This is a genomic window from Providencia zhijiangensis (genome assembly GCF_030315915.2).
GTDB lineage: Bacteria > Pseudomonadota > Gammaproteobacteria > Enterobacterales > Enterobacteriaceae > Providencia > Providencia zhijiangensis.
In genome coordinates, this window is record NZ_CP135990.1 from 497,983 (window position 1) to 523,887 (window position 25,905).

The 25,905-nt window shown below is 45.1% G+C and carries 16 protein-coding genes; 11 read left to right on the plus strand and 5 right to left on the minus strand.

Features of this window, described 5'->3' with window-relative positions; all coding sequences use genetic code 11:
* Positions 1–21: 21 nt before the first annotated feature.
* Entirely contained in the window at positions 22–9,735 is a 9,714-nt protein-coding gene (locus tag QS795_RS02210) for an invasin domain 3-containing protein (protein ID WP_318626799.1), read from the minus strand.
* A gap of 257 nt (positions 9,736–9,992) precedes the next feature.
* Here QS795_RS02210 and rnz point away from each other — a divergent pair, with 257 nt between their 5' ends.
* Entirely contained in the window at positions 9,993–10,907 is a 915-nt protein-coding gene (rnz, locus tag QS795_RS02215) for a ribonuclease Z (protein WP_286272271.1), read from the plus strand.
* Between the two features lie 61 nt (positions 10,908–10,968).
* Here rnz and QS795_RS02220 read toward each other — a convergent pair whose 3' ends face one another.
* Positions 10,969–11,748, minus strand: a complete 780-nt coding sequence (locus tag QS795_RS02220; RefSeq protein ID WP_181477949.1) for a DeoR family transcriptional regulator — start codon at positions 11,746–11,748, stop codon at positions 10,969–10,971.
* Between the two features lie 46 nt (positions 11,749–11,794).
* Positions 11,795–12,463, minus strand: coding sequence for a deoxyribose-phosphate aldolase (deoC, locus tag QS795_RS02225; RefSeq protein WP_154602075.1), 669 nt, complete (start codon positions 12,461–12,463; stop codon positions 11,795–11,797).
* A gap of 182 nt (positions 12,464–12,645) precedes the next feature.
* Here deoC and rbsK point away from each other — a divergent pair, with 182 nt between their 5' ends.
* From rbsK to QS795_RS02240, 3 genes are all read left to right on the plus strand, one after another.
* Positions 12,646–13,566 carry a ribokinase gene (rbsK, locus tag QS795_RS02230; RefSeq protein ID WP_154601062.1) on the plus strand — a complete coding sequence of 307 codons (921 nt, stop codon included), beginning with the start codon at positions 12,646–12,648 and terminating at the stop codon, positions 13,564–13,566.
* Between the two features lie 161 nt (positions 13,567–13,727).
* Positions 13,728–15,035: an L-fucose:H+ symporter permease gene (gene fucP / locus QS795_RS02235; protein ID WP_154602076.1), complete on the plus strand. Its 1,308-nt coding sequence runs from the start codon at positions 13,728–13,730 to the stop codon at positions 15,033–15,035.
* Between the two features lie 63 nt (positions 15,036–15,098).
* Positions 15,099–16,115: an aldose 1-epimerase family protein gene (locus QS795_RS02240; RefSeq protein WP_195848864.1), complete on the plus strand. Its 1,017-nt coding sequence runs from the start codon at positions 15,099–15,101 to the stop codon at positions 16,113–16,115.
* A gap of 43 nt (positions 16,116–16,158) precedes the next feature.
* Here the strand turns inward: QS795_RS02240 and QS795_RS02245 are convergent, their stop codons facing one another.
* A complete protein-coding gene (locus QS795_RS02245; RefSeq protein WP_154602078.1) occupies positions 16,159–16,566 on the minus strand; it encodes a DUF2750 domain-containing protein in 408 nt (135 codons plus the stop codon).
* 142 nt (positions 16,567–16,708) lie between these two features.
* Here QS795_RS02245 and QS795_RS02250 point away from each other — a divergent pair, with 142 nt between their 5' ends.
* The 6 genes from QS795_RS02250 to QS795_RS02275 all read left to right on the plus strand — a co-directional run bounded on the left by QS795_RS02250 (position 16,709) and on the right by QS795_RS02275 (position 23,160).
* Positions 16,709–17,722: a mechanosensitive ion channel family protein gene (locus tag QS795_RS02250; protein ID WP_154602079.1), complete on the plus strand. Its 1,014-nt coding sequence runs from the start codon at positions 16,709–16,711 to the stop codon at positions 17,720–17,722.
* Positions 17,723–17,994: 272 nt separating this feature from the next.
* Positions 17,995–20,154, plus strand: a complete 2,160-nt coding sequence (locus tag QS795_RS02255; RefSeq protein ID WP_286272279.1) for an ornithine decarboxylase — start codon at positions 17,995–17,997, stop codon at positions 20,152–20,154.
* 99 nt (positions 20,155–20,253) lie between these two features.
* The gene (uriH, locus tag QS795_RS02260; RefSeq protein WP_286272281.1) at positions 20,254–21,189 is read left to right on the plus strand and encodes a uridine-preferring nucleoside hydrolase UriH; all 936 of its coding nucleotides are present in this window, start codon (positions 20,254–20,256) and stop codon (positions 21,187–21,189) included.
* Between the two features lie 16 nt (positions 21,190–21,205).
* A complete protein-coding gene (locus QS795_RS02265; RefSeq protein ID WP_286272282.1) occupies positions 21,206–21,679 on the plus strand; it encodes a DUF6882 domain-containing protein in 474 nt (157 codons plus the stop codon).
* A 184-nt stretch (positions 21,680–21,863) separates the two neighbouring features.
* Positions 21,864–22,889: a tRNA dihydrouridine(20/20a) synthase DusA gene (dusA, locus tag QS795_RS02270; protein ID WP_286272285.1), complete on the plus strand. Its 1,026-nt coding sequence runs from the start codon at positions 21,864–21,866 to the stop codon at positions 22,887–22,889.
* 97 nt (positions 22,890–22,986) lie between these two features.
* Positions 22,987–23,160 (plus strand): hypothetical protein, encoded by a 174-nt coding sequence (locus QS795_RS02275; RefSeq protein WP_195848865.1) that lies wholly within the window; start codon positions 22,987–22,989, stop codon positions 23,158–23,160.
* 104 nt (positions 23,161–23,264) lie between these two features.
* Here the strand turns inward: QS795_RS02275 and QS795_RS02280 are convergent, their stop codons facing one another.
* Complete coding sequence (locus tag QS795_RS02280; RefSeq protein ID WP_154602084.1) at positions 23,265–24,248, minus strand: quinone oxidoreductase; 984 nt, start codon at positions 24,246–24,248, stop codon at positions 23,265–23,267.
* A gap of 212 nt (positions 24,249–24,460) precedes the next feature.
* On the opposite strand from QS795_RS02280, the gene dnaB reads away from it, so the two are divergent.
* The gene (gene dnaB, locus QS795_RS02285; protein WP_036955040.1) at positions 24,461–25,870 is read left to right on the plus strand and encodes a replicative DNA helicase; all 1,410 of its coding nucleotides are present in this window, start codon (positions 24,461–24,463) and stop codon (positions 25,868–25,870) included.
* Positions 25,871–25,905 lie beyond the last annotated feature (35 nt).

Genomic DNA, 25,905 nt, shown 5'->3' on the forward strand with positions numbered 1-25,905 from the left:
CCGCCGAAGCGGGGATGAGAGCTAATAATCGACAGTACATACTACTGGTAGCGAGTAGTCGGCAGGGACTTCAGGTGTAGGGTAATTAACTTTATCATCAAATATATATCCACTATTACTATCTATCCAGTGTCTCTGCGCATATATAGACGCATTCATGAGTAGATTTAGTTTTCTTGAAGGGGTTTTATATAAGCCTTTTACTTCATCTATTGTGGCAAGTCTGCCCCCCTCGTTTTTGCATAATTGATCAACAATGTGTTGGTTTTTAGTTGTATCCTTTGAACTGTAGATAAATTTATCTATTGTTATCGTTGCGCGTATTGCCTTAAGTTGATGGGTATTGTTTTTCGGTCTAGCGATTAACGTTATGACATTTTCTTGAGGTTTTGGTTTTCCCTTTATATAAAGTGAGGAAGTGCTATTAATACCTATCACGTCAGGATAGCTGTTCTCCCATGTATAATCAGAATAATCATCATTTTGGTAACCAAACTTAATAAATTGTTGGTTAGTCACTGAATTGAGAGGGTAATTAATATTTTGGAAAGAATAGAAATAGATATCAATTTCTTGTTTCGTTCCTACATAACCAATTGAATTAGAATCAAGAGTGACAATGACTTTACCTTCACTTGAGTTTGATATAGTGGCGGTATATATACCGGATGCCGAAGTTTCCTTCATAACCGTGTTACCAAAGGCACTATTACTAATGGTGAGCGTTGGATTTATACCGGAAATTGGAGTGTTATTTTGGTCAATCAATTTTAAGGTGATTGTTGCTTTATCTTTACCATTACCTTCAACTGAATCGGTATCAATAGAGAGTTCGCTTTTCCCGTTGCCAAAAACAGGTGGAAGCGCTTTGATAATGATCTCTTTTTTAGCCGTTGTTTTGGCTGAATTACTGATATTCACGGTTAAGGTATGCTTGCCAGCTTTATCAAACTTAATATCGGTTGAGTAGTTTCCGTGCTTATCATCGTGCCAGGCTAATGAAGATAAAGCCTGTTTATCACTCGATAAAGTAATATCACTTGGATTGACATCAATAACATCGAAATCATACTTATCTTGTAATTTGAGTGTTAATTTAACGGTATCTCCAGCATCCGAGGTATCTAAAATGTCTATCTTAATGCTATCAACATTTTCTGCACCTTTAGGCGCCGTCAATTCAATATCGATAGATTTTGGCAAACGGTTACCATTAACGACCACGTCTAACTGATGTTTGCCGACTTTGGTCGATAACCAATTTGCAGTGTATTGCCCCTGAGAATTTTCGGTCCACGTGATATTTTCTACTTGGCCGTTATTGGTTAATTGAATGTCTTGGCTTACAACATGCTTGACCTCGTTACCGAACTTATCTTTCAGTTGCAATATGAGTGGCGTATTTGCCCCTAGTCTGGCCGCTGCTGACATATTTAACTCAACTCTCGCCACATGTTTGGCACCCTCTAGTGGCTTCACATCAATGTTGATATTTTTTGTTTGGCTATTCACATCAACTGATAAAGTGTGTTTTTTCACTTTTTCTAATGTGACGCTAGCCGTATAAACACTCTCATGTGACGGTGATTTTACCCACGATGCGGTAGTGGTAATGGTGTTATCGGTATTTTTGAACTTAATATCGCTCGGTTTAACATCGGACACTTCATTGCCATAGCTATCCAGTAAGGTCAGAGTTAACGAGGTACTTTCACCTGCATTAATTGACGTTTCTGTCGTGGCTAATTGAATCGCTTTAACATGGCTAGTGCCTTTTAATGCTTTTACTGTGATTTCGTTTGTATCGGCATTTTTCTTATTAACTGTCGCAGTTAATGTATGTTTACCGACTTTGGTTAATGGTAAGGCAGTTTTATACACGCCTGTAGATGTCATTTGCCAAACAATCTTGCTGCTGTTGATCGTTTCTACTGAATGGCTATCTTTTAAGGCAATATCAGCCCCCTTGACGTCAGCCACTAAGTTGCCATATTGGTCTTTCAGCACTAACGTTAATTCAACCTTTTCACCTGCATTAAACGCATCGGCATTTGCGGTCATTTGTGCAGTGTTCACCACGTTTGCTCCTCTTGGCGCGGTCACATCTACAGCTTTAATCGGGGTCGATTGATTATTTACCAAAGCTTTAAATTGGTAATTTCCAGCAGTATCTAAGCGAATTTTAGTGGTATAAATGCCATCTTGAGAATGAGCCCATGTAGCGACGGTTGGTTTCCCATTGTTGCTAAGTTGAATATCCTTCGTATCGACATCAATAACACCGTTATTAACAATATCCGTTAAGGTTAATGTCAATATCACTTCTTTACCTGCCTCAATGGTACTTACATTGGTTTCAAGTGTGGTTTTATGGATATGATTCGCGCCTTTGGCTGGGGTAACAGTTAGCTCAAGTTTATTGCTGAGTATTTTATCTGCCATTACAGCAATAGATTGCTTATCTAGCTTGTCCATGGTGAGGTCTTGGGTGTATAGACCACTGCTGAGTTCTTTCCAAGCAGAAGCTGAATGTAAATTGGTTAATAATTTCAATGAGCCAGCTGCGCCCGTCAGTGGGTTATCGAACTTATCTTTTAGTTCGACACTAAGAGTGACTTTATCACCTGAATTAACAGTGTGATTTTTAGCATTGTGGGTAATAGAAATCGTCTCTAATGACCCCCTTAACCCGTCTTGAGTATAAGAGGAAATTGGGATCGCTATAGGTGAGTTGACAACCCACTCGGTAGTTTCTGATTGTCCATTGACTTCCACTACTATTTTGTAGCGGTTAGCTTTAGAAGCAGGAAGCTGAGCGGTATATTTATTTGAGGTACTATTTTCTATAAATAGAATATTCTGCTTCTGCCCATTAATTGTCATGCTGATATCGCTGCTGCTGACATTTTTAACCAAGTTTTTATATTGGTCTGTTAAATCAATAGATATTGATGATGGCTGTCCTGCATCACTGTTGGCGATCGGTGCAATAGCGATTGTCTTCACGGCATCTTTACCCGTAGGTGAATTAACGATGACATTGGTTGTCTCTGTAAACTGACCAATACTTGCCGTTAAACTATGTGTTCTAACCTCACTGAACATGATGCTGGTGGTGTATACGCCATTACCTTGCTCCTGCCATTGGATATTCGATAAGGCCAGCTTGTTATCTTCTAATTTGATATCACTAGACGGGATTTTTACGACACCATTATTGTGTTTATCACGTAACGTGAATGTGAGTGTTGTGCTTTGTCCCGCAGTAATAATCGTAGGCTGGGCATGTAACTCAACAGCGGTCACAGATGCTTTACCTTGTTGAGCTTCAACCGTGACCGAAGTAGGTTGGCTCGCTATAGCGTTCACGGTTGCGGTCAGTGTATCACTGCCCAGCTTGCTTAACTCCAGTGAGGCCGTATAGGTGCCGTTTTGGTTATCTTTCCACGTCACTGTGCCCGTTTGTTGGTGTGCCAGCGTAATTGCCGAAGCCAGACCGGTTAATGGGTTTTTAAAGCTATCTTGAGCCGTGACGGTTAACGCCAAGGTATCGCCAGATTTGAGGTCGGCCAGCGAGCCCGTTGTCAGTTCGACCGTTGCCAGCACTCCTTGCTCACCCGCATTGCCCGTGGTGTTAGCAGGGATTGGTTTTGGTGCTTGTACGGTAATAGTCGCTTGGTTGGAGTCTTTACCGTTGACGGTCACCTGAATATTTTTGCTGCCGCTATGCTGCGCGGGAAGTTCGACTGTGTAGCTGCCATCTGCATTTTGGGTGGCTGGGAGGGTATGTTTTGTTCCGGCAATGGTGACGTCAAGTTGCTTCACGTCGTTGACGACGTTGCCGTTGCTGTCAGTCAGTTTAACCGTCAACGTCAGTGTAGCACCGGCGTTCGGGGTTGTGTTGGTTGGGGTGATCACCACGTTTTGCACGCCCGTGTGACCCGTCAGGTTTACGACATTAAATGCAATCGCCTTGCTGCTCACGGTATTCACTGTTGCCGTCAAGGTATCGTTGCCCAATTTCGTCAGAGGGAGTGAAGCAGTATAGGTACCGTCTTGGTTATCTTTCCACGTCAACGTACCTGTTTGAGCGTGGGTGAGTGCGATCGCCGAAGCCAGACCGGTTAATGGGTTTTTAAAGCTATCTTGAGCCGTGACGGTTAACGCCAGTGCATCACCAGATTTGAGATTGGTGAGGGCGCCGCTGCTTAAAGCCACGCTTGCCAGAACCCCTTGTTCACCTGCCTTGCCCGTGGTGTTAGCAGGGATTGGTTTTGGTGCTTGTACGGTAATAGTCGCTTGGTTGGAGTCTTTACCGTTGACGGTCACCTGAATATTTTTGCTACCGCTATGCTGCGCGGGAAGTTCGACCGTGTAGCTGCCATCCGGATTTTGGGTGGCAGACAGGGGCTGTTTTGTTCCAGCAATCATAACGTCAAGTTGCTTCACGTCGTTGACGACGTTGCCGTTGCTGTCAGTCAGTTTAACCGTCAACGTCAGTGTAGCACCGGCGTTCGGGGTTGTGTTGGTTGGGGTGATCACCACGTTTTGCACGCCCGTGTGACCCGTCAGGTTTACGACATTAAATGCAATCGCCTTGCTGCTCACGGTATTCACTGTTGCCGTCAAGGTATCGTTGCCCAATTTCGTCAGAGGGAGTGAAGCAGTATAGGTACCGTCTTGGTTATCTTTCCACGTCAACGTACCTGTTTGAGCGTGGGTGAGTGCGATCGCCGAAGCCAGACCGGTTAATGGGTTTTTAAAGCTATCTTGAGCCGTGACGGTTAACGCCAGTGCATCACCAGATTTGAGATTGGTGAGGGCGCCGCTGCTTAAAGCCACGCTTGCCAGAACCCCTTGTTCACCTGCCTTGCCCGTGGTGTTAGCAGGGATTGGTTTTGGTGCTTGTACGGTAATAGTCGCTTGGTTGGAGTCTTTACCGTTGACGGTCACCTGAATATTTTTGCTACCGCTATGCTGCGCGGGAAGTTCGACCGTGTAGCTGCCATCCGGATTTTGGGTGGCAGACAGGGGCTGTTTTGTTCCAGCAATCATAACGTCAAGTTGCTTCACGTCGTTGACGACGTTGCCGTTGCTGTCAGTCAGTTTAACCGTCAACGTCAGTGTAGCACCGGCGTTCGGGGTTGTGTTGGTTGGGGTGATCACCACGTTTTGCACGCCCGTGTGACCCGTCAGGTTTACGACATTAAATGCAATCGCCTTGCTGCTCACGGTATTCACTGTTGCCGTCAAGGTATCGTTGCCCAATTTCGTCAGAGGGAGTGAAGCAGTATAGGTACCGTCTTGGTTATCTTTCCACGTCACCGTACCTGTTTGAGCGTGGGTGAGTGCGATCGCCGAAGCCAGACCGGTTAATGGGTTTTTAAAGCTATCTTGAACCGTCACGGTTAACGCCAAGGTATCGCCAGATTTGAGGTCGGCCAGCGAGCCCGTTGTCAGTTCGACCGTTGCCAGCACTCCTTGCTCACCCGCATTGCCATGGATATTCGTTGGCATCGGCGTTGGTGCTTGGACGGTTAAGGTCGCTTGGTTGGAGTCTTTACCGTTGACGGTCACCTGAATATTTTTGCTACCGCTATGCTGCGCGGGAAGTTCGACCGTGTAGCTGCCATCTGCATTTTGCGTGGCTGGGAGGGTATGTTTTGTTCCGGCAATGGTGACGTCAAGTTGCTTCACGTCGTTAACAACGTTGCCGTTCTTGTCGGTCAGTTTTACCGTCAGCGTCGGTATCTCACCGGCGTTCGGGGTGTTATTGGTTGAGGTGATCACCACGTTTTGCACGCCCGCGTGACCTGTCAGGTTCGTAACGTTGACGGTGATTGCTTGGCTGCTCACTTTATTGATGGTGGCAGTCAGGGTATCAGCACCCAGTTTACTTAACACCAGTGAAGCGGTGTAGGTACCATCTTGATTATCTTTCCACGTCACAGTGCCTGTTTGAGCGTGGGTGAGTGCGATCGCCGACGCCAGACCGGTTAATGGGTTTTTAAAGCTATCTTGAACTGTCACGGTTAACGCCAGTGCATCACCAGATTTGAGATTGGTGAGGGCGCCGCTGCTTAAAGCCACGCTTGCCAGAACCCCTTGTTCACCTGCCTTGCCTGTGGTGTTAGCAGGGATTGGTTTTGGTGCTTGTACGGTAATAGTCGCTTGGTTGGAGTCTTTGCCGTTGACGGTGACCTGAATATTTTTGCTGCCACTGTGCTGCGCGGGAAGTTCGACCGTGTAGCTGCCATCCGGATTTTGGGTGGCAGACAGGGGCTGTTTTGTTCCAGCAATCATAACGTCAAGTTGCTTCACGTCGTTGACGACGTTGCCGTTGCTGTCAGTCAGTTTAACCGTCAACGTCAGTGTAGCACCGGCGTTCGGGGTTGTGTTGGTTGGGGTGATCACCACGTTTTGCACGCCCGTGTGACCTGTCAGGTTCGTAACGTTGACGGTGATTGCTTGGCTGCTCACGGTATTCACTGTTGCCGTCAAGGTATCAGCACCCAGTTTACTTAACACCAGTGAAGCGGTGTAGGTACCATCTTGATTATCTTTCCACGTCACAGTGCCTGTTTGAGCGTGGGTGAGTGCGATCGCCGACGCCAGACCGGTTAATGGGTTTTTAAAGCTATCTTGAACTGTCACGGTTAACGCCAGTGCATCACCAGATTTGAGATTGGTGAGGGCGCCGCTGCTTAAAGCCACGCTTGCCAGAACCCCTTGTTCACCTGCCTTGCCTGTGGTGTTAGCAGGGATTGGTTTTGGTGCTTGTACGGTAATAGTCGCTTGGTTGGAGTCTTTGCCGTTGACGGTGACCTGAATATTTTTGCTGCCACTGTGCTGCGCGGGAAGTTCGACCGTGTAGCTGCCATCTGGATTTTGTGTCACTGGCAGGGTATGCGTTTGATTATCGATAATAATATCAAGTTGTTGAACGCCAGTGACGGTATTACCGTTGCCGTCGGTCAGTTCCACTTTTAGTGTTGGCTTATCGCCGGCATTTAATGTCGGATTGATGACGCTTAACGCCACGTGGTCAATTTTTGAAGTGCCGCTATTGTGATATACAGTCAAAACGGTTTTAGGGCTATATATACCGTTAATATTTGCGGTGATATCAAGATCGCCAATGGTGGTTAAGGGGAGGTTGACCACATAGTCACTGTGCCCTTCATCGCGCCAAGCCAGATCTTTTCCTTTCATATTGCCAAGATGAAGATGGTTGAAATCCACATTCTCAATTGCGTTACCAAAGCTATCTTTTAACGTGACGATAATGAGTGGATTATCGCCAGATTTAAAGTTCGTACGGTTAGGATTGATGTCTATGTCAATGCTGGCAATAACACCTAAAGCACCATCAGGACCGCTGCCATCTGTCGAACTTGATTGTATGGTACCCGCTTCGCGTGTCGTGAAGGTTCGTTCAAGGGAGACGATATTGTCCATCGCGACTTGGATAGTGTGCTCGCCGGATTGTAGTCCATAAACTTTCGCAGCATAGGTACCGTTATCGACATCAATGCCCCAAATTGGTGTTGAACTCACCTTTTGATCGATGGTGATGGTTGCGTCATTATTGGCATCAATAATCGGATTGCCTTGATTATCACGTATCTGGAAGACCACTTGGCTTTCTCTGCCTGCGTACACTTCAGGTATTTCTAGAATGGCGATTTGATACGCTTTGCCACTTATAAATTCAACAACTTTTGTTTCACTGTGACCGTTGATAGAGAGAGTCACTTCACTGGCTCCCGCTTTTACGCTGGTTAATGTGACTTCCACAAGGCCGTTTTCGTTTGTTGTGGCTTTATCGACGATTTTTGCATTTGTGGCAGAAAAATTGACTTCGTGGTTGGGGATAGGATTTTTATTCTTATCTGTAATCAGCGCTTTTACTGAATGGGCCGAGATACCATCTGCAATTACCGCGGGACGGGAGACGGTAAAATTATGGACATAGGCCTCCGCTACATCTGGTATGAAAGTGACTTGGGTTTTCACTGGCGGATGATTGCCTGTGTAGACAGTGATTTCATAGGCGCCTGCAATTTGTGAGGTAAATTGCACCTGCGCTTCGCCTTTCGCATTGGTTGTTGTGGTGTATTCCACTGGTTTAGCCACTTTCATCGCCTGCATTTTTTTACGCAGGTCGCGTTGGATATCTGGGCGGGCTGCTGTATTGGCTTTTTGAGCAATTAGCGCGAGTGTGTTGGGTAAGACAAAGACGACTTTTGCGTTGGGTGCGGTATTACCGTGGGGATCTCTGACAATGACGGAGAGACCGTTGATGTCATTACCATTGGCTAACCCTTTTCCATAAAATGTGATATCGCGAGGGTTAATGCTGAGGACGCCAGAATCGGTCACTTCAACCAATGTTTCAGCCACTGGAGAGGTATTTCCGTTTACGTCATAGGCTATTGCACGCAAGCGATAGCGGTTTGCTTTTTGGGCATCTTGTGTGGTTTTGGCGGTCTTATAGGACGGTAAGATCAGAACTGCAGTGTGATCGGTTGAGCTAATTGAACCTCCCGCAGCCAGAAGTTCAGGGGCGTTCCATTCAATATGTTTGAGTGGATATTGGCTGGTGAAGGATTTGACCAATGGGATAGATTGCCCGGTTTCACCTTGAATTTTGGTTGGTAATGACAGGCTCAGCAGCGTTTTCTTTTGGTAATCAAGAATAATGCTGTTATTACGCTCCACAAAGTCATAACGATTCCCCGAGAGGCGACGCGCTTCTGCTACTTTGGTTGGATCTAAATGATGGGCTAGGCTCTTACCAAAAATCCACGTAAATTGAAGTTTGGCTTGAGTTTCGGATCGGTTTTTACTGCCAAACTTATGATTAGCATTCAATGTGAATAATGGGAATGGTGTCCAGTGAGCGCCGATAGTCGCAGCGCTCGGGTTTTTCTGGCGTTGATTTTTTCCAAATAGAGCAACGCTATCACCATAATATTGTTCATATTTTAGGTTTCCGCCCAGTTGTGGATAAGCAGGAAGCCAGCTTTCGATTTGGACATCCCAGCCATGAGCGGGTTTCGCGTTATAATCATGGTTGAGTTCTGGAGCGCTTTTCCATGAGGTTAAGCCCAAATAGCCATTGGCATTAAATTTTAGGTAGTCTTGCCAGTATTCCACGCCTAATCCCGCGCGAGTGTGTGCGTGTGAGATGTCGTGGTCGATAAAAGCGTTAATCCCAATGGTATTTTTTTCATCGAAGTGGCGTAGACCGATCCCATTGTTTGTATGCAATCGCTCATCACTACGGTGAATACTGTGCTGGGTAAATAGCAGGGCTTTGGGATGGTCATACCAAGGGATCAGCCAGTCTAGCTGTGAATTCTTAATGGAGAAATTTTTATCTATATTAATATTGAGCCTGGCATTACCCGCTTTGGATAACCAATTTTCAATTTCTTTAGTAGCTTCACTCGCCACTTTATTGCGAACATAGTTTTGCGCTTTATCCGACAAGTTTTGCTCGTTTTTGTTTTGGGATAGGAATGAACCAAGTGTCTTACTGTATTCGGCGACCAAACGTTCAGTATTATCTTCTGTGACGTTATTTTCACTGGCCAATGATGGTAGGTCGTTGTTATCCAACATTTTTGCATAACTTGGGATAACAGGCATAATGGCTGATGACCAGATGGCCGTGAAGATAACAAAACCGTTAGCTAGCTTTTTTTTAACCGTTAAAGACGTGGAGCTCATTCAATCTATTCCTAATAGTAAAAATTAACGCGGCTATTCTGGAGATGTGAAAAAGTAAGCGCTTGTGAATTAATTGGACTTAAAGTGAAGCCGGATTTGCCTGTTGGAAAAGCTGAGAATTCCATTAATAGAACAGAAATTTCAGCGACGAAAATTACAAGACAAAAATCGTGACGTAAAAATGAAGGCTAGCGATTTTGGAAAAGTTTGGAATTTCGGTTTAATCAATTAAAAACAAAAAGATAGGAATTAATGGGATGGAACTGACTTTTCTCGGAACTAGCGCAGGTGTGCCAACAAAAGATCGCAATGTCACCAGCATGATATTAAATTTAGTCGGTATCCGTAAAAGCTACTGGCTCTTTGACTGTGGCGAAGGGACTCAGCACCGAATCTTAAACAGTCCCTTTAAAACACCCAAAATCGAGAAGATTTTTATTACCCATTTACACGGTGACCATATTTTTGGGTTACCGGGATTACTCTGTAGCCGCTCTATGGGGGGAACGACGGATCCCTTGACGTTATATGGGCCAAAGGGGCTGAAGCAGTATGTGGAAACTGTTTTATCAGTGAGCGACTCCTACATGACTTATCCTCTTGAAATTGTAGAAATTGAAGCGGGTAAGTTATTTGATGATGGGGCGCTAATTGTCACTGCGTATCGGTTGGATCACCGCGTAGAATGTTATGGCTATCGTATTGAAGAACATCCAAAACCGGGGGCGCTAAATGTGCAAAAACTGGAGCAAGATGGGATCCCTCGTGGGCCTTGGATGCAGGCGCTGAAGAAGGGCGAAGTTATTGAGTTAGAAGATGGTCGCACCGTGAATGGAGCCGACTACCTTGGTGAGCCAGTTACAGGTAAAGTGGTCGCGATTTTTGGGGATACTATCCCAACACCAGAAGCGTTGTTGTTGGCTAAAAATGCCGATGTCATGGTGCACGAAACTACGTTAGAAGTGGCGCTAGAAGCGAAAGCTAATGAGCACGGGCACTCTTCAACTCGCCAAGCGGCGCAGCTTGCCAAGCAAGCGGGGGTAAAACGGTTTATCGCGACGCATCTCAGCGGGCGCTATGGCGCAGAGGATATTCCTCGTTTATTGGCGGAGTGCCAAGCCGAATTTCTTGAAACGCAGATAGCGGAAGATTATTTGACGGTTAAAATTTAGTGAGAAAACAAATCGACACGATTTCAAACGTGTCGATTTTGTTCGAATGAATAGTATCAGGTTAGTAAATCACTTTCACAAACCCATTGCGGCAGTAAGCTTCGTATTCATCACTTAGCTGTCGGTTTGTCACAATCACATCAAACTGAGACAATTCGCCCATATTGGCGGTCGCCACTTCATCAAACAGGTTATAAGGCGCTAATAAAATCTTGCGAATCGATTTTTCCATGCCTTTCTTTTTCATCGGTAAATCATCGAGATTATAGCAAGTCACCCCATAGGCGCTGTGAACCCCAGTGGCAGACATAAAGGCTTTTTTGGGATTGATGGAATCGAGTAAAGAGGGCAGCGTAGGGCTGTAAAACGAATCACTTTTGGGGCGATATTCCCCACCACACAGCAGCGCTGTGGCATTTTTTTTCTGGCTCAAGGCGAGAAAAACGTTATGGGAATAACAAATGCCAGTAAAGCTGATTTCTTCAGGGATCAACGCTATCAAGGTGGCCATTTCGATGCCATTGTCGAAAAAGATTACATCATCTTCACTGACCATACTGGCGGCTAAATTAGGGATATACAGCTCTTCAGTTTGATCGGGTGTGAAAACATCGGCATGGGGTTCGTGCGGAGCTAAAGCAGTAGGTTGAGTGACAGAAACAATATAGCCACCAAGCAGTGACATGGGGATAGGGCCTTCGGTGTCCGCATTGAGATCTCGGCGAATGGTCATTTCAGAGACTTCAAGTATTCTCGCGGCTTCTTTAAGATGAATGCGTCCTGAACGTTTAATACATTCACTTAATCGGCGAAGGCGTTCTTTTTGTTTAGTTTCTATCACCCTGCAATCCTTTTTATAATGGCGCGGACGAACCGCGCCCCGTTGTTTAGTAGTCACTTGGAGTGGTATTTTCTCCAGTCACAATAGCGACACTCGCGCTTGCACCAACGCGGTTAGCACCCGCTTCAATCATCTTAATTGCGGTTTCACGCGTACGTACGCCACCGGATGCTTTGACGCCAATTTCATTACCAACCACTTTACGCATTAATGCCACATGATGCTCAGTGGCACCCATTGTACTGAATCCTGTTGAAGTTTTCACAAATCCAACGTTAATTGTGCGGCAAATTTCACAAACCTGTGTAATTTCTTCATCAGTTAACAGGCAAGTTTCGAGGATCACCTTCAGTGTTGCTTTACCACAGGCCGCAAAAACGGCTTCGATATCTTGACGAACGAAGTCTAAATCACCGCTTTTCAGCATACCTACGTTGATGACCATATCCACTTCATCGGCACCACGGCGAACAGCTTCAGCGGCTTCAAACGCTTTAGCCTCTGTTAAACATGCGCCTAATGGGAAACCAACAACACAGCACACCATCACATCGCTATCTTTTAAGCATTCACTTGCCAATGGGACATAACCAGTGTTAACACACACTGAAGCAAAGTGATGTTGAGCCGCTTCTGCACATAACGTTTTGATATCGTTAACTGTTGCGTTGGCAGCCAATAAAGTGTGATCAATATATTTCGCTAAATCTTGCATTTAAACCTTCCTATATGAAGTTTTTCAGAATAGATGTGGAATAGGTAACAAAGAATGAGGAAATGTGGCAGATATAACACTTGATCATTCGTTATTCGAGATCCTAATCACAAATGATATTTTTGCAACATGATAATGTTAGGATTATATCATTATGTGATTTATTTAACACGAGGGACATTATGGATATAGCAGTTATCGGTTCAAACATGGTCGATTTGATCACCTACATTGATCAAATGCCTAAAGAAGGGGAAACCCTCGAAGCCCCAGCCTTCAAAATCGGTTGTGGCGGTAAAGGGGCAAACCAAGCTGTTGCCGCAGCAAAATTAAACTCCAAAGTCATTATGCTCACTAAAGTAGGCGACGATATTTTCGCGGATAACACCATTCGTAATCTTGAGTCTTATGGCATCAATACCCGCTATGTGGAAAAGGTACCGTGTACCTCCAGTGGTGTTGCGCCGATTTTTGTGAATCAAAACTCATCGAACAGCATTTTGATTGTCAAAGGGGCGAATAAGTTTTTATCCCCTGAAGATATCGACCGCGCCGCGGAAGATCTGAAAAAGTGCAAATTGATCGTATTGCAGCTGGAAGTGCAGCTGGAAACGGTTTACCACGCGATTGCCTTTGGTAATAAGCACAACATTCCTGTGTTACTTAATCCAGCGCCAGCACAACGCGCACTGGATTTAGATTACGCATGCCGCTGTGATTTCTTTGTACCGAATGAAACTGAGTTAGAAATTCTGACCAATATGCCAGTAGATACCATGGATAACGTGCGTCGTGCTGCACAATCCCTGTTAGACAAAGGCCTGAAAAACCTGATTGTGACTTTAGGTGATAAAGGTGCGTTATGGATGACTCGTGAAAGCGAACTGTTCATTCCTGCTATCAAAGTGAACGCGATTGATACCAGCGGGGCTGGCGATGCGTTTATTGGTTGCTTCTCTCATTACTATGTTCACACCGGCAATATTGAAGAGGCGATGAAAAAAGCCGTTCTATTTTCAGCCTTTAGCGTTACCGGAAAAGGCACACAATCTTCTTACCCAAGCATCGAGCAGTTCAGTGAGTTTGTACAGTTGAATAATTAGTATTAACCATCTTTCAAGCGCCAGAAGCATTACCTGTACCCACAATATTTGCTCTGAATTTGAATGATGTTGAGCATGACCGGTTGAAATGAAGGTTGCCATTAGAGCAAAAAAGCCCGTTTAACCGGTTAAAAATATTATAAAAACTATTAAGGGTTAATATGAACATCAAAAATATAACTCAGTTACCTGATGGGTACCTGAATAAGACACCTATATTCCAATTTATCCTACTTTCCTGCTTATTCCCGCTTTGGGGATGCGCAGCAGCATTGAACGATATTTTAATCACACAGTTTAAAAGCGTTTTTGAACTCAGTAACTTTGCTTCTGCATTAGTGCAAAGTGCGTTCTACGGTGGTTACTTCTTGATTGCCATTCCTGCTTCTTTGGTTATCAAAAAAACCAGTTATAAATACGCGATTATGATCGGGCTTATTTTGTATATCGCGGGTTGTTCTATGTTCTTCCCTGCGTCTCATATGGCGACTTACACCATGTTCTTGGCGGCGATTTTTGCTATCGCGATTGGTTTAAGCTTCCTTGAAACCGCAGCGAATACCTACAGTTCGATGATTGGTCCAAAACAATACGCGACTCTGCGCCTAAACATCAGCCAAACCTTCTACCCAATCGGTGCCGCTGGTGGGATCTTATTAGGTAAATATTTGGTCTTCTCCGAAGGGGAAAGCCTGCAAAACCAAATGGCGACTATGGATGCGACTCAAATCCATGAATTCCGTTTAGCGATGCTGGAAAACACTCTTGAACCCTACCGTTATATGATCATGGTATTGGTTGTTGTGATGATCTTGTTTTTACTGACTAAATTCCCGAAATGTAAAGTGGCAGAAACGGTGGATCATAAACGTCCTTCTGCACTGGATACCTTAAAATACTTAGCTAAAAACAGCCGCTTTAGAAAAGGGATCATCGCTCAGTTCCTCTATGTGGGAATGCAGGTTGCCGTTTGGTCGTTCACCATCCGTTTAGCACTGGAAATGGGGGATATCAACGAGCGTGATGCCTCTAACTTCATGGTGTACAGCTTTGCTTGTTTCTTTATCGGTAAATTTATTGCCAACATCTTAATGACCCGTTTTAACGCCGATAAAGTCCTGATTATCTATTCCATTATCGGTGTGCTGTTCTTAGTGTATGTGGCTTTTATGCCAAGCTTCACCGCAGTGTATGCGGCAGTATTAGTCAGTATTCTGTTTGGACCATGCTGGGCAACTATCTATGCGGGCACTTTGGAAACCGTCGACAACGAGCATACTGAAATGGCGGGTGCGGTGATTGTCATGGCGATTGTTGGTGCGGCTGTTGTACCTGCAATCCAAGGCTATGTCGCGGATATCACTCACTCCCTGCAACTCTCTTTCTTAGTTTCCATGCTGTGCTTTGTGTACGTAGGCATTTACTTCGTTGGCGAACGTCGCTTTAAAGCAAAACAAGAAGCCAAATAATAGACTGCAATTCAGGGTAGGCGCTACGCCTACCCCTCTTTACCTCAAACCGTGAGTATGACAATGAACACAATTATCCCGTTACATAAACGCTTATTTACGGAAAAACCGACCTTAGTTTTGAAAAATAGCCAGTTTTCCGTTTCCGCATTTGTCTATCAATCTGGTGTGCAAGGATTGCGTGTTGAAAACTCGCAGGGGCACTTAACCATTTTGCCATTTTTGGGGCAGATGATTTGGGATGCTGAGTTTTGCGGGCAAAATCTGAAAATGGAAAATATGTTTTCAGAACCTAAGCCTGTTCCAACCGTGATTGAAACCTATGGTTGCTTCGCCTTCCATTCTGGAATAATCAGTAATGGTTGCCCATCGCCAGAAGATAATCACCCATTACACGGGGAAATGCCCTGTGCACCAATGGATAGCGCATGGCTTGAATTGACTGAAACTAGCCTTAAAGTGTGCGGTGAATATGAGTATGTGATGGGCTTTGGCCACCATTATCGTGCCGCGCCATCAGTACAATTAAATGCGGATAGTGCACTGTTTGATATCCATATGTCCGTCACTAACTTGGCATCCGTACCAATGCCGCTTCAATATATGTGCCACATGAACTACGCCTATGTGGACGACGCCACGTTAACGCAGAATATCCCTGAGCAGGCGATTAAGCTGCGTGAATCCATTCCTGGGCATGTGCATCCAACCCAAAAATGGCTCGATTTTAACCAAGCGCTCAAGTCAGGCGAGGTGACGCTGAATCAGCTAAATCAACCGCAAATGTGTGACCCTGAAATTGTCTTCTTTATGGACAATCTGAGCCAATATACTGCAAATCCTGAATTTAAGATGACTTCACCAGCAGGCAATACCTTTGTGACTCGTTTTAAAGCCAATGAGCTGAATTATGCGACTCGCTGGATTTTATATAATGGCGATCAAAAAGTGGGGGCATTTGTGTTACCAGCAACCTGCCGCCCAGAAGGGTTTATTGCTGCTAAAAATAACCAAACACTGATTTGGTTGGCGGCGGGAGAAAATCGCCAATTTACCGTGACGACAGGCGTCGAACAGTAAATTTTGTTTTTGAGTTTTTATGAGGCTGCCAATGTGCAGCCTTTTATTCATATTGCTGGCATTCTTCTTGTAGGTCATCGAGCACGCTCTGAGCATCAAATATTGGGGTACCCTTGCCATTGGGTAGCATCATAATGGCCGTTTTAATATTGGCGCTCGCCATGTCAGGTAATATTTCCGTCATTAAATGTTCCAATGTCATAGGAAGTGGGGAACATCCGGCCCATTCATCGGTTAAGCATAATTCGGCATACTCTTTTGCGACCCATAACGGTAAAAACAAACACGGGCTATCATCTTGAGCCGTGACTAAACCCTCATGATTACCCAATGTCCATACTTGCTCCCAATCCGCAACCTTGCCGATAAAATAGTCATATCGTTGATGAGGATTCAGTAGTAGAACATTTTGGATTTCTTGTTTTTTAGGTGAAAAATAGACACTGTTCATTATTAGACTACCTGAAAAGTAATTGATAATTATTGAGAAAATTAAATGAATAATTGATATCTTAGCAGTTATTCACTCACTATTTAGAGTGTTATATTTTACACAGCAAATTAGTTTTCAATGTCAGTTTAGGGCAATAGACATGATAGAAGCATTACTTGAAAAATATGCCATTGGCATGACCATCATTGCCGTCTGTTTAGCGTTGTATTTGCTTTTTGAAGTTTTACACAAGCGGCATAAACATAAGCGAAAAAGCATTTTGGTGCATGTGATCCAAACCATGGTGCTGTGCGTGATGGTGTTAGTGGCGGCTCAATCGGTGGATATGGCAGCCAGTGACTTTGATTTAACCTTTATTTCAACACCACTGATTAATTTAGTCGCTATATCGGTGATCGCATTGATCATCACGCGAAAATTCTTCCAATTGGTTAACCGCCTAGAGAAGAAACAGATTAAAAAAGGCAGCGATCCAACTTCTGCGAGGATTATTGCGCGCGTATTTAAGACTGCGGTCATCGTCATCATTATGCTGTTATTTGGCGAACATTTTGGCATGAGTTTGTCAGGATTAATGGCATTTGGGGGCATTGGCGGCATTGCCATCGGTATGGCGGGTAAAGATATTCTGAGTAACTTTTTCTCAGGGATCATGCTCTATTTCGACCGCCCGTTTAATATTGGGGATTGGGTCAGTTCGCCAGATAGAAATATTGAAGGGACAGTCGTCGAGATTGGCTGGCGGATCACCAAGATTGTCACGTTTGACCATCGCCCGCTCTATATTCCTAACTCACTGTTTTCTTCCATTAGCGTTGAAAATCCAGGGCGCATGACCAACCGACGAATTAAAACGGAAATCGGTTTACGCTATGAAGATTCCGACAAAGTTAGCGCGATTGTGGAAGATATTCGCACCATGCTGAAGCAAGATGAAAATATCGATACAGGGCAAACCTTGCTGGTCTATTTCGATGCGTTTGCGGATTCCTCCCTGAATATTATGGTGTACTGCTTTACGAAAACCACCGTATGGGCTGAATGGCTGGATGCACAGCAAGCGGTCTATTTGAAAATTATTGAGATAGTTAAGCGTCACAATGCGGACTTTGCATATCCATCTCAAACCCTGTATGTGGAAAGAAACAAGTAACCTCGTCGTCCTCGAAAATTAACCGACTGATCCACTGTCATTATTGTTTGTTTCGGTCGGTTAATCTGCAAATAATCTATTTTTTATGGTTTATGACTAAAAAGCCGGTGAGGTTATCCGGAAATTTTTATACTATTAACCAGTGAGTTATAAAAAATATTCACCCTAGGCAAAACTGAATAATTTTGCATTAATTCTGACTATTTCAATCTCAGTATCTATCAAGTATATTGAGCCCCTCTTTACCTCAGCTAACCAAGAGCCAGACTGCTATGAAGAAAATCAATGTGGCATGTAGCCAGGGGGTCGCTATCTATTTTACGGGTCAATTCCAGTGGGTAGATATTCGCGATGCACAGTTAAATAATATCGCTGCGGTTGTGCTCTCAGAACAAGATGCCAACCAAGGGCTGTGGAAGAGAGTTGCAGACAGTAAACTCAGTATTCCGCTGTTTGTCATTAGTGACAAGCAGCTACCAGACAATGCACCAACGCCTGACTATTTGACCGCATTATTACCGCCAGCGCCTGCTGCGCGTGAAGAGAATAGCCGCCAATTACGGGATGCTGCAAACCAATACCTTGAACAGTTATTACCGCCATTCTTTGCGCGAATGATGGATTATGCTGTGGGTCATAATGTGACGTTTGCCTGCCCCGGGCACCAAGGCGGACAATTTTTCCGTCGTCATCCAACGGGCGAACAGTTCTACCAATTCTACGGTGAAAACCTCTTTCGCACCGATTTGTGTAACGCCGATGTGGCGATGGGGGATTTGCTGATCCACGAAGGGGCAGCCAAAGAAGCGCAAAAATTTGCGGCGAAAGTGTTCAATGCAGATAAAACCTACTTTGTGCTTAATGGTACGTCGTCATCCAATAAAGTGGTGCTGAATGCCTTATTAACACCCGGTGATTTAGTGTTGTTTGACCGCAATAACCATAAATCTAACCATCATGGCGCCCTGATCCAAGCGGGGGCAACACCCGTTTATCTAGAAACGGCACGTAACCCATTTGGTTTTATTGGCGGGATTGATGCCCACTGTTTTACTGAAGAATACTTAAGAAACGCGGTGAGCGAAGTGATGCCTGAAAAAGCACAGGCAGAAAAACCGTTCCGCCTTGCTGTGATCCAGCTCGGGACATATGACGGCACGGTCTACAACGCGAGACAAGTGGTGGATAAGATAGGGCATCTTTGCGAATACATTCTGTTTGATTCCGCGTGGGTGGGTTACGAACAGTTTATTCCGATGATGCGCCAATGCTCGCCGTTACTGCTGGAACTGAATGAGAATGACCCCGGTATTATGGTGACTCAATCGGTTCACAAACAGTTAGCGGGCTTTTCCCAAGCGTCACAGATCCATAAAAAAGATAATCATATCAAAGGCCAAGAGCGCTTTGTTTCCCATAAGAAACTGAATAACGCGTTTATGATGCACGCCTCTACCAGCCCGTTTTACCCGCTGTTTGCTTCATTGGATGTGAATGCGCGTATGCACCAAGGGGAAGCGGGGGAAATGATGTGGATGGAGTGTGTGAGGCAAGGGATTGAAGTTAGAAAATCCATTATTAAACACTGCCGTCACTTTAGACCGTTTGTGCCAGAGTTAGTGGATGGCAAGCCGTGGCATGAATACCCAACCGAGCAAATTGCGTCGGAACAGCGTTTCTTTAATTTTATTCCGAAAGAGCATTGGCATGCGTTTGATGGCTACGCGCAGGATCAATATTTCGTTGACCCTTGCAAGCTGATGCTGACGACGCCGGGGATTGATGTTGAAAGCGGGGAGTATGAGTCTTTTGGGGTTCCTGCCACGATTTTGGCGCATTTTCTGCGTGAGCACGGCGTGATCCCAGAAAAATGTGATTTGAACTCCATCTTGTTCTTGTTAACCCCAGCGGAATCACGTGAAAAGCTCGAACTGCTGGTTTCTCATTTAGTGCGTTTCGAGCAGCTTCTGGATGAAGATGCGTTATTTGAAGACGTATTGCCGTCAGTGTATCAGCGTTATCAGGAACAGTATCAAGGGTATACTCTGCGTCGATTATGCCAAGAAATGCATCAATTAAGCGTGGATTTTAATATTAAACAGCTGCAAAAAGAGATGTTCCGTAAGGCGCATTTCCCAGTAGTGAAAATGAATCCGCAGCAGGCACACCTAGAGTTTATTCGTGGCAATGTGGAGTTACTGCCGCTGGATGAACTAGAAGGGCGTATTGCCGCAGAAGGGGCGTTGCCTTATCCGCCGGGCGTGCTGTGTGTGGTGCCGGGTGAAGTGTGGTCAGAGCCTGTTCTTCAGTATTTTAAAGCGCTGGAAGCGGGAATTAATGCCTTGCCGGGTTTTGCACCTGAGCTGCAAGGGGTCTATATTTCGAAAAATGAAAATGGGCCAAAACGCGTGTATGCGCATGTTTTGAAATAAATTTCCTCGTATTCAGACATCAAGCATAGATTTTGCCGAATGAGATAGCTAAATTGGGATCCGCGAAATGTGGATCCCGATTGACGATAAGGCAACCCTATGACGAAAAAGATTATTTTAGACTGTGACCCAGGGCATGACGATGCCATCGCTATGCTACTGGCTTACGGTAATCCAGACATCGATTTACTCGCCGTCACCACGGTTGCAGGCAACCAAACTCTCGAAAAAGTCACCCGTAATGCCCGTGCCATTGCTGAAATGGCGAATATTCGCGGTATTCCTTTTGCAGCAGGCTCTGCGCGCCCATTAGTGCGTGAAGTGGAAGTGGCACCCGATATCCATGGAGATTCTGGGTTGGATGGCCCTGAGCTTCCAACACCAACGTTAGCGTTGGATGAACGCCATGGGGTGAATTTGATCATCGATACGATCATGTCCCACCCACCAAAAACCGTTACCTTAGTGCCTACGGGGGCGCTGACCAATATCGCATTAGCCGCAAGGTTAGAACCTCGGATTGTGGAGCGCGTGAAGGAAGTGGTGTTGATGGGAGGGGGCTACCATGTGGGCAATTGGAGCCCAGTCGCGGAATTTAATATCAAAATAGACCCTGAAGCGGCGCATATCGTTTTTAATGAAAAGTGGCCGTTAACCATGGTCGGTTTGGATCTCACTAACCAAGCATTGGCAACGCCAGATGTTGTGGCGAAAATTGCTGAAATAGACACGAAATGCTCAAAATTTGTCGTCGAATTGCTGGATTTCTTCGGCAAAATGTATAAACAGGCTCAGGGTTTTGATGCGCCTCCGGTGCATGATCCTTGTGCCGTTGCCTACGTGATTGACCCGTCAGTGATGACTACCCAGAAAGTCCCTGTGGACATCGAATTAACGGGAACGCTGACTCTCGGTATGACGGTGGCAGATTTTCGCCATCCAGCACCAGCGGATTGCCATACGCAGGTTGCCGTGAAATTAGACCGCGATAAGTTTTGGCAGATGGTCATCGACGCACTGAAGAATATTGGTTAATGGAATCGTATTTAACATGAATAGTGAATTAGAACAGATGCCTTACGAGGCATTAATTGAACGCAGCATGAATTCCCTGCAATTGAAAAACCAGTTCCATTGCGATAATTGGAAACTGGATGAAGCCAGTTGGTCGGTGGATCAAGATGAAGGTACCATTATTTTCCATGCACCGGACAATATAATGGTGACGGCACCCGTGCAAATCGTTGGGACTTATGACCAAAATGTCGGGAGCTGGATGTGGGGCTGGGCGAATAGCTCTATTGACCCATCATTAATGCGAGATGCGATTGTGGTTAAAGCCTACGGCGAGCGCCAAGATAATAGCTTGCTGACTTCCCGAGTGAGCGATATCGAAGAGTATGATGCATGGCAGTTGGCGGCATTGGCTTGTGAGTTAAATGAGCAACAAGGTGTTTATCGCGGCGTTGCTGGTAGTACTCTGATTTTTATGACATTCGGTCAAATTTCCCTTCAAAAAATCTAAGCTATAAACGCCTTTTTTATTGTTGATAAAAAGGGCGTCACTAACTCCTCAAAAACGACTTGCACAGTTTATTATGGCAATAGTTTATTATGACAAAAGAAAGCCAGCTGTTAAAATGCGGCTTTCTTTTGCTATTTCACAACAGCATAAGCCTTAAATTCGATATCAACGCCAAAAGACCAACATGCAACAAAATCAAACGATAGAACAAAATACACCATCAACAACAGATGGTTACAAAAATCTTAACCGCTTCTCGGTTGCGCCTATGCTCGATTGGACCGACCGTCATTGCCGTTATTTCCATCGCTTATTAACGAAAAATACGTTGCTGTACACCGAAATGGTGACGACGGGTGCGATCATTTATGGCAAAGGCGACTATCTTGCTTATAGCGAAGAAGAGCATCCGGTTTCCTTGCAATTGGGTGGCAGTGATCCTGCGGCTTTAGCGCAATGCGCAAAATTAGCGCAAGAACGTGGCTACGATGAAATCAACCTGAACGTCGGTTGCCCATCAGACCGCGTACAGAACGGACGCTTTGGTGCGTGTTTAATGGCAGATGCTCAACTGGTCGCAGATTGTGTCAAAGCGATGCGTGATGTGGTGTCTATCCCTGTGACGGTGAAAACGCGTATTGGGATTGATGAGCAAGATAGCTACGAATTTTTATGCGAATTCATTGATACCGTCTCCACAAAAGGGGACTGCGACATGTTTATTATCCATGCTCGCAAGGCGTGGTTATCTGGATTAAGCCCAAAAGAAAACCGTGAAATTCCCCCTCTGGATTACCCTCGCGTATACCAATTAAAACGTGATTTCCCGCATCTCACCATGGCAATTAATGGGGGGATTAAAACCCTCGAAGAAGCTAAAGAGCATCTAAAACATTTAGATGGTGTGATGGTGGGGCGTGAAGCGTATCAAAATCCGTCAATTTTAACCGCGGTAGATAATCAATTGTTTGATGAAACAATGCCAATTGTCGATAGCGTTGCTGCTGTTCGCAGTATGTATCCATACATCGAAAAAGAGCTGTCTAACGGGGCTTATTTAGGGCATATGACTCGCCATATGCTAGGGATTTTTCAAGGAATTCCGGGGGCTCGTCAATGGCGTCGCCACTTAAGCGAAAATGCCCATAAACAAGGTGCTGACTTATCTGTGGTCGAACAAGCGCTCGCGTTTGTAACTCGCGGCGAGTAAATATTACTTAAATGAAACTGCAATTTTGGTTGATGCGGGCTGAATAGGATTATCTGCATGCTATGATAAAACTCATGAATGAATGGGGAAAAAGCAGATGAAAATATTAATAGTAACTTCTTTGCTGCTGTTAGTTGCTGGATGTTCGGGGTCAGGTGGGCAGATGCGAGAACCACCCAAGCAAGATCCCTATGAGGGAACGGTGCTAAACACCATTAAAGAGAACCAGCAGATCTACAAAGAGCAGCAAGCACGCAAAGGGCATTATTAATTGGTGCAACTGAAGTCATTAATCAGTGCAACTGAAGTGAGTAAAATTGCCGTTGTTAGAATTTTAAAAGCGCCAGTTATTGATAGCTGGCGCTTTTTTATGAATTAAGGAATGAGCAAGCTTGAGCCTTGGGTTTTACGTTGTTCCAGTGTTTGATGGGCTTTTTGGGCATCTTTCAGCGCAAAAATTTGAGATGCCGGCACATCCACATTCACTTTGCCACTTAAAATCATGTCAAACAGGGCTTTGCTGGCTTGGTCTAACTCTTGTCTGTTAGTGACATAGCCACCTAATGATGGGCGGGTCACGTACAGGGAGCCTTTTTGATTTAAGATCCCCAAGTTAACCCCAGTTACGGCGCCAGACGCGTTACCAAAGCTCACCATTAAACCGCGACGTTTCAGTGAATCTAAAGACGCCAACCACGTCGCTTGACCTACAGAGTCATACACCACATTCACTTTTTCGCCATGAGTGATTTCTTTTACGCGTTCAGCGATGTTTTCGGTTTGGTAATTGATAACTTCCCATGCGCCTGCGGCTTTCGCACGCTGCGCTTTCTCTTCAGAGCCAACGGTACCAATCATTTTCGCGCCTAACGCTTTGGCCCATTGGCAAGCAATTAGGCCAACACCACCTGCTGCAGCGTGGAATAAGAAAACTTCATCTTTTTGAACTTGGTAGGTTTGATTGAGCAGGTAGTAAACCGTCATACCCTTAAGCGAACAGGCTGCCGCTTGTTCGAAGGTGATGCCGTCGGGTAAGTGTGCCACGGCATTGACGGGTACATTATGAACTTCACTGTATGCGCCTAGCGGACCTTGTGCGTAAACGACGCGATCACCCGGTTTGAAACCGGTGACTTGGGAGCCAGTTTTAACCACTACACCGGCCGCTTCTGTGCCAAGCCCACATGGCAAACTTGCAACTGGATACAATCCACTACGTACATAGGTATCAATAAAGTTAATACCAATTGCACGGTTTTCGATTTGGATTTCATTTTCAGCCGGCGCATTCGGGGAATAGTCGACAAAATTGAGAACTTCAGGACCACCATGTTGCGAAAATTCAATACGTTTTGCCATGATCATCTCCAATGAGTGAGTTTGTTTTTATTAACAGTATCAATTGCTCCATCATAACGCGATGCTTTAATGAGAAGAATTATCGGTTTGTGCGCTGCGTTAAGATTGTGCCTGCAATAATATCTTGTGCAGATAACAATAAAGACGCCACATGACACCTAAGATTGGCGTATACTAACTGTTGGTTAATTATAGACGTGGATATTTCAAGTATGGCTAAAAAACCCTCCTCAGATTACAAGACAAACCCACCGCGCGATCAGCAAATGGAAGGCTTAAAACTTCCGCCGCACTCTATCGAAGCGGAACAGTCTGTATTGGGGGGGCTGATGTTAGACAACGAACGTTGGGATACGGTTTCCGAGCGTGTTACATCAGCCGATTTTTTTAGTCGTCCTCACCGCACTATCTTTGCACAAATGCAAATCCTGCTTGAGCAGGGCAAGCCTATTGACTTGATCACCTTGTCAGAATCCCTTGAACAGCAAGGTGAATTGGACAGCGTTGGGGGCTTTGCTTACTTAGCGGAATTATCGAAAAATACCCCAAGTGCGGCGAACATCAATGCTTATGCGGATATCGTCCGTGAACGTGCTATCGTGCGAGATATGATTTCCGTCGCCAATGATATTGCTGATGCTGGGTATGACCCACAAGGCCGCAGCAGTGAAGATCTCCTCGATTTCGCGGAAACCAAAGTTTTCCAAATAGCAGAATCGCGCGCAAATAAAGATGAAGGTCCGAAAGGGATCGAAGCGATTTTGTCGGAAACCGTTGAAAAAATTGAACAGCTTTATCAGCAGCCTCATGATGGTGTCACCGGGGTTTCCACGGGCTATCAAGATTTAGATAAGAAAACCGCAGGGTTACAAGGCTCAGATTTAATTATTGTTGCCGCGCGTCCATCCATGGGTAAAACTACCTTTGCGATGAACTTGTGTGAAAATGCGGCAATGACCGAAGAAAAACCAGTACTTATCTTCAGTTTGGAGATGCCCGGCAACCAGATCATGATGCGTATGCTTGCATCACTGTCTCGCGTTGACCAAACCCGTATCCGTACGGGGCAGCTTGATGATGAGGATTGGGCACGAATTTCGAGCACCATGGGCATATTGATGGAAAAACGCAATATGTACATCGATGACTCATCGGGGTTAACGCCAACAGAAGTCCGTTCTCGTGCTCGCCGAATTTATCGCGAACACGGCGGGTTAAGCCTGATTATGATCGACTACCTTCAGTTAATGCGCGTGCCTGCGTTGTCCGATAACCGTACATTGGAAATCGCTGAAATTTCTCGTTCTCTCAAGGCGTTAGCGAAAGAATTAAACGTGCCAGTGGTGGCGCTTTCCCAGTTAAACCGTAGCTTGGAGCAACGTGCAGACAAACGTCCAGTCAACTCCGATTTACGTGAATCAGGCTCCATCGAGCAAGACGCCGACTTAATTATGTTTATCTATCGTGACGAGGTCTATCACGATAACAGCGACCTCAAAGGGGTTGCAGAAATTATTTTAGGTAAACAGCGTAACGGCCCGATAGGGACGGTGAGATTGACGTTTAATGGGCAGTGGTCGAGGTTTGATAATTATGCGGGGCCAGCCTACGATGACGAATAACCTAATCTCGTCATATTTTGAGCTGTAGCTGTGTT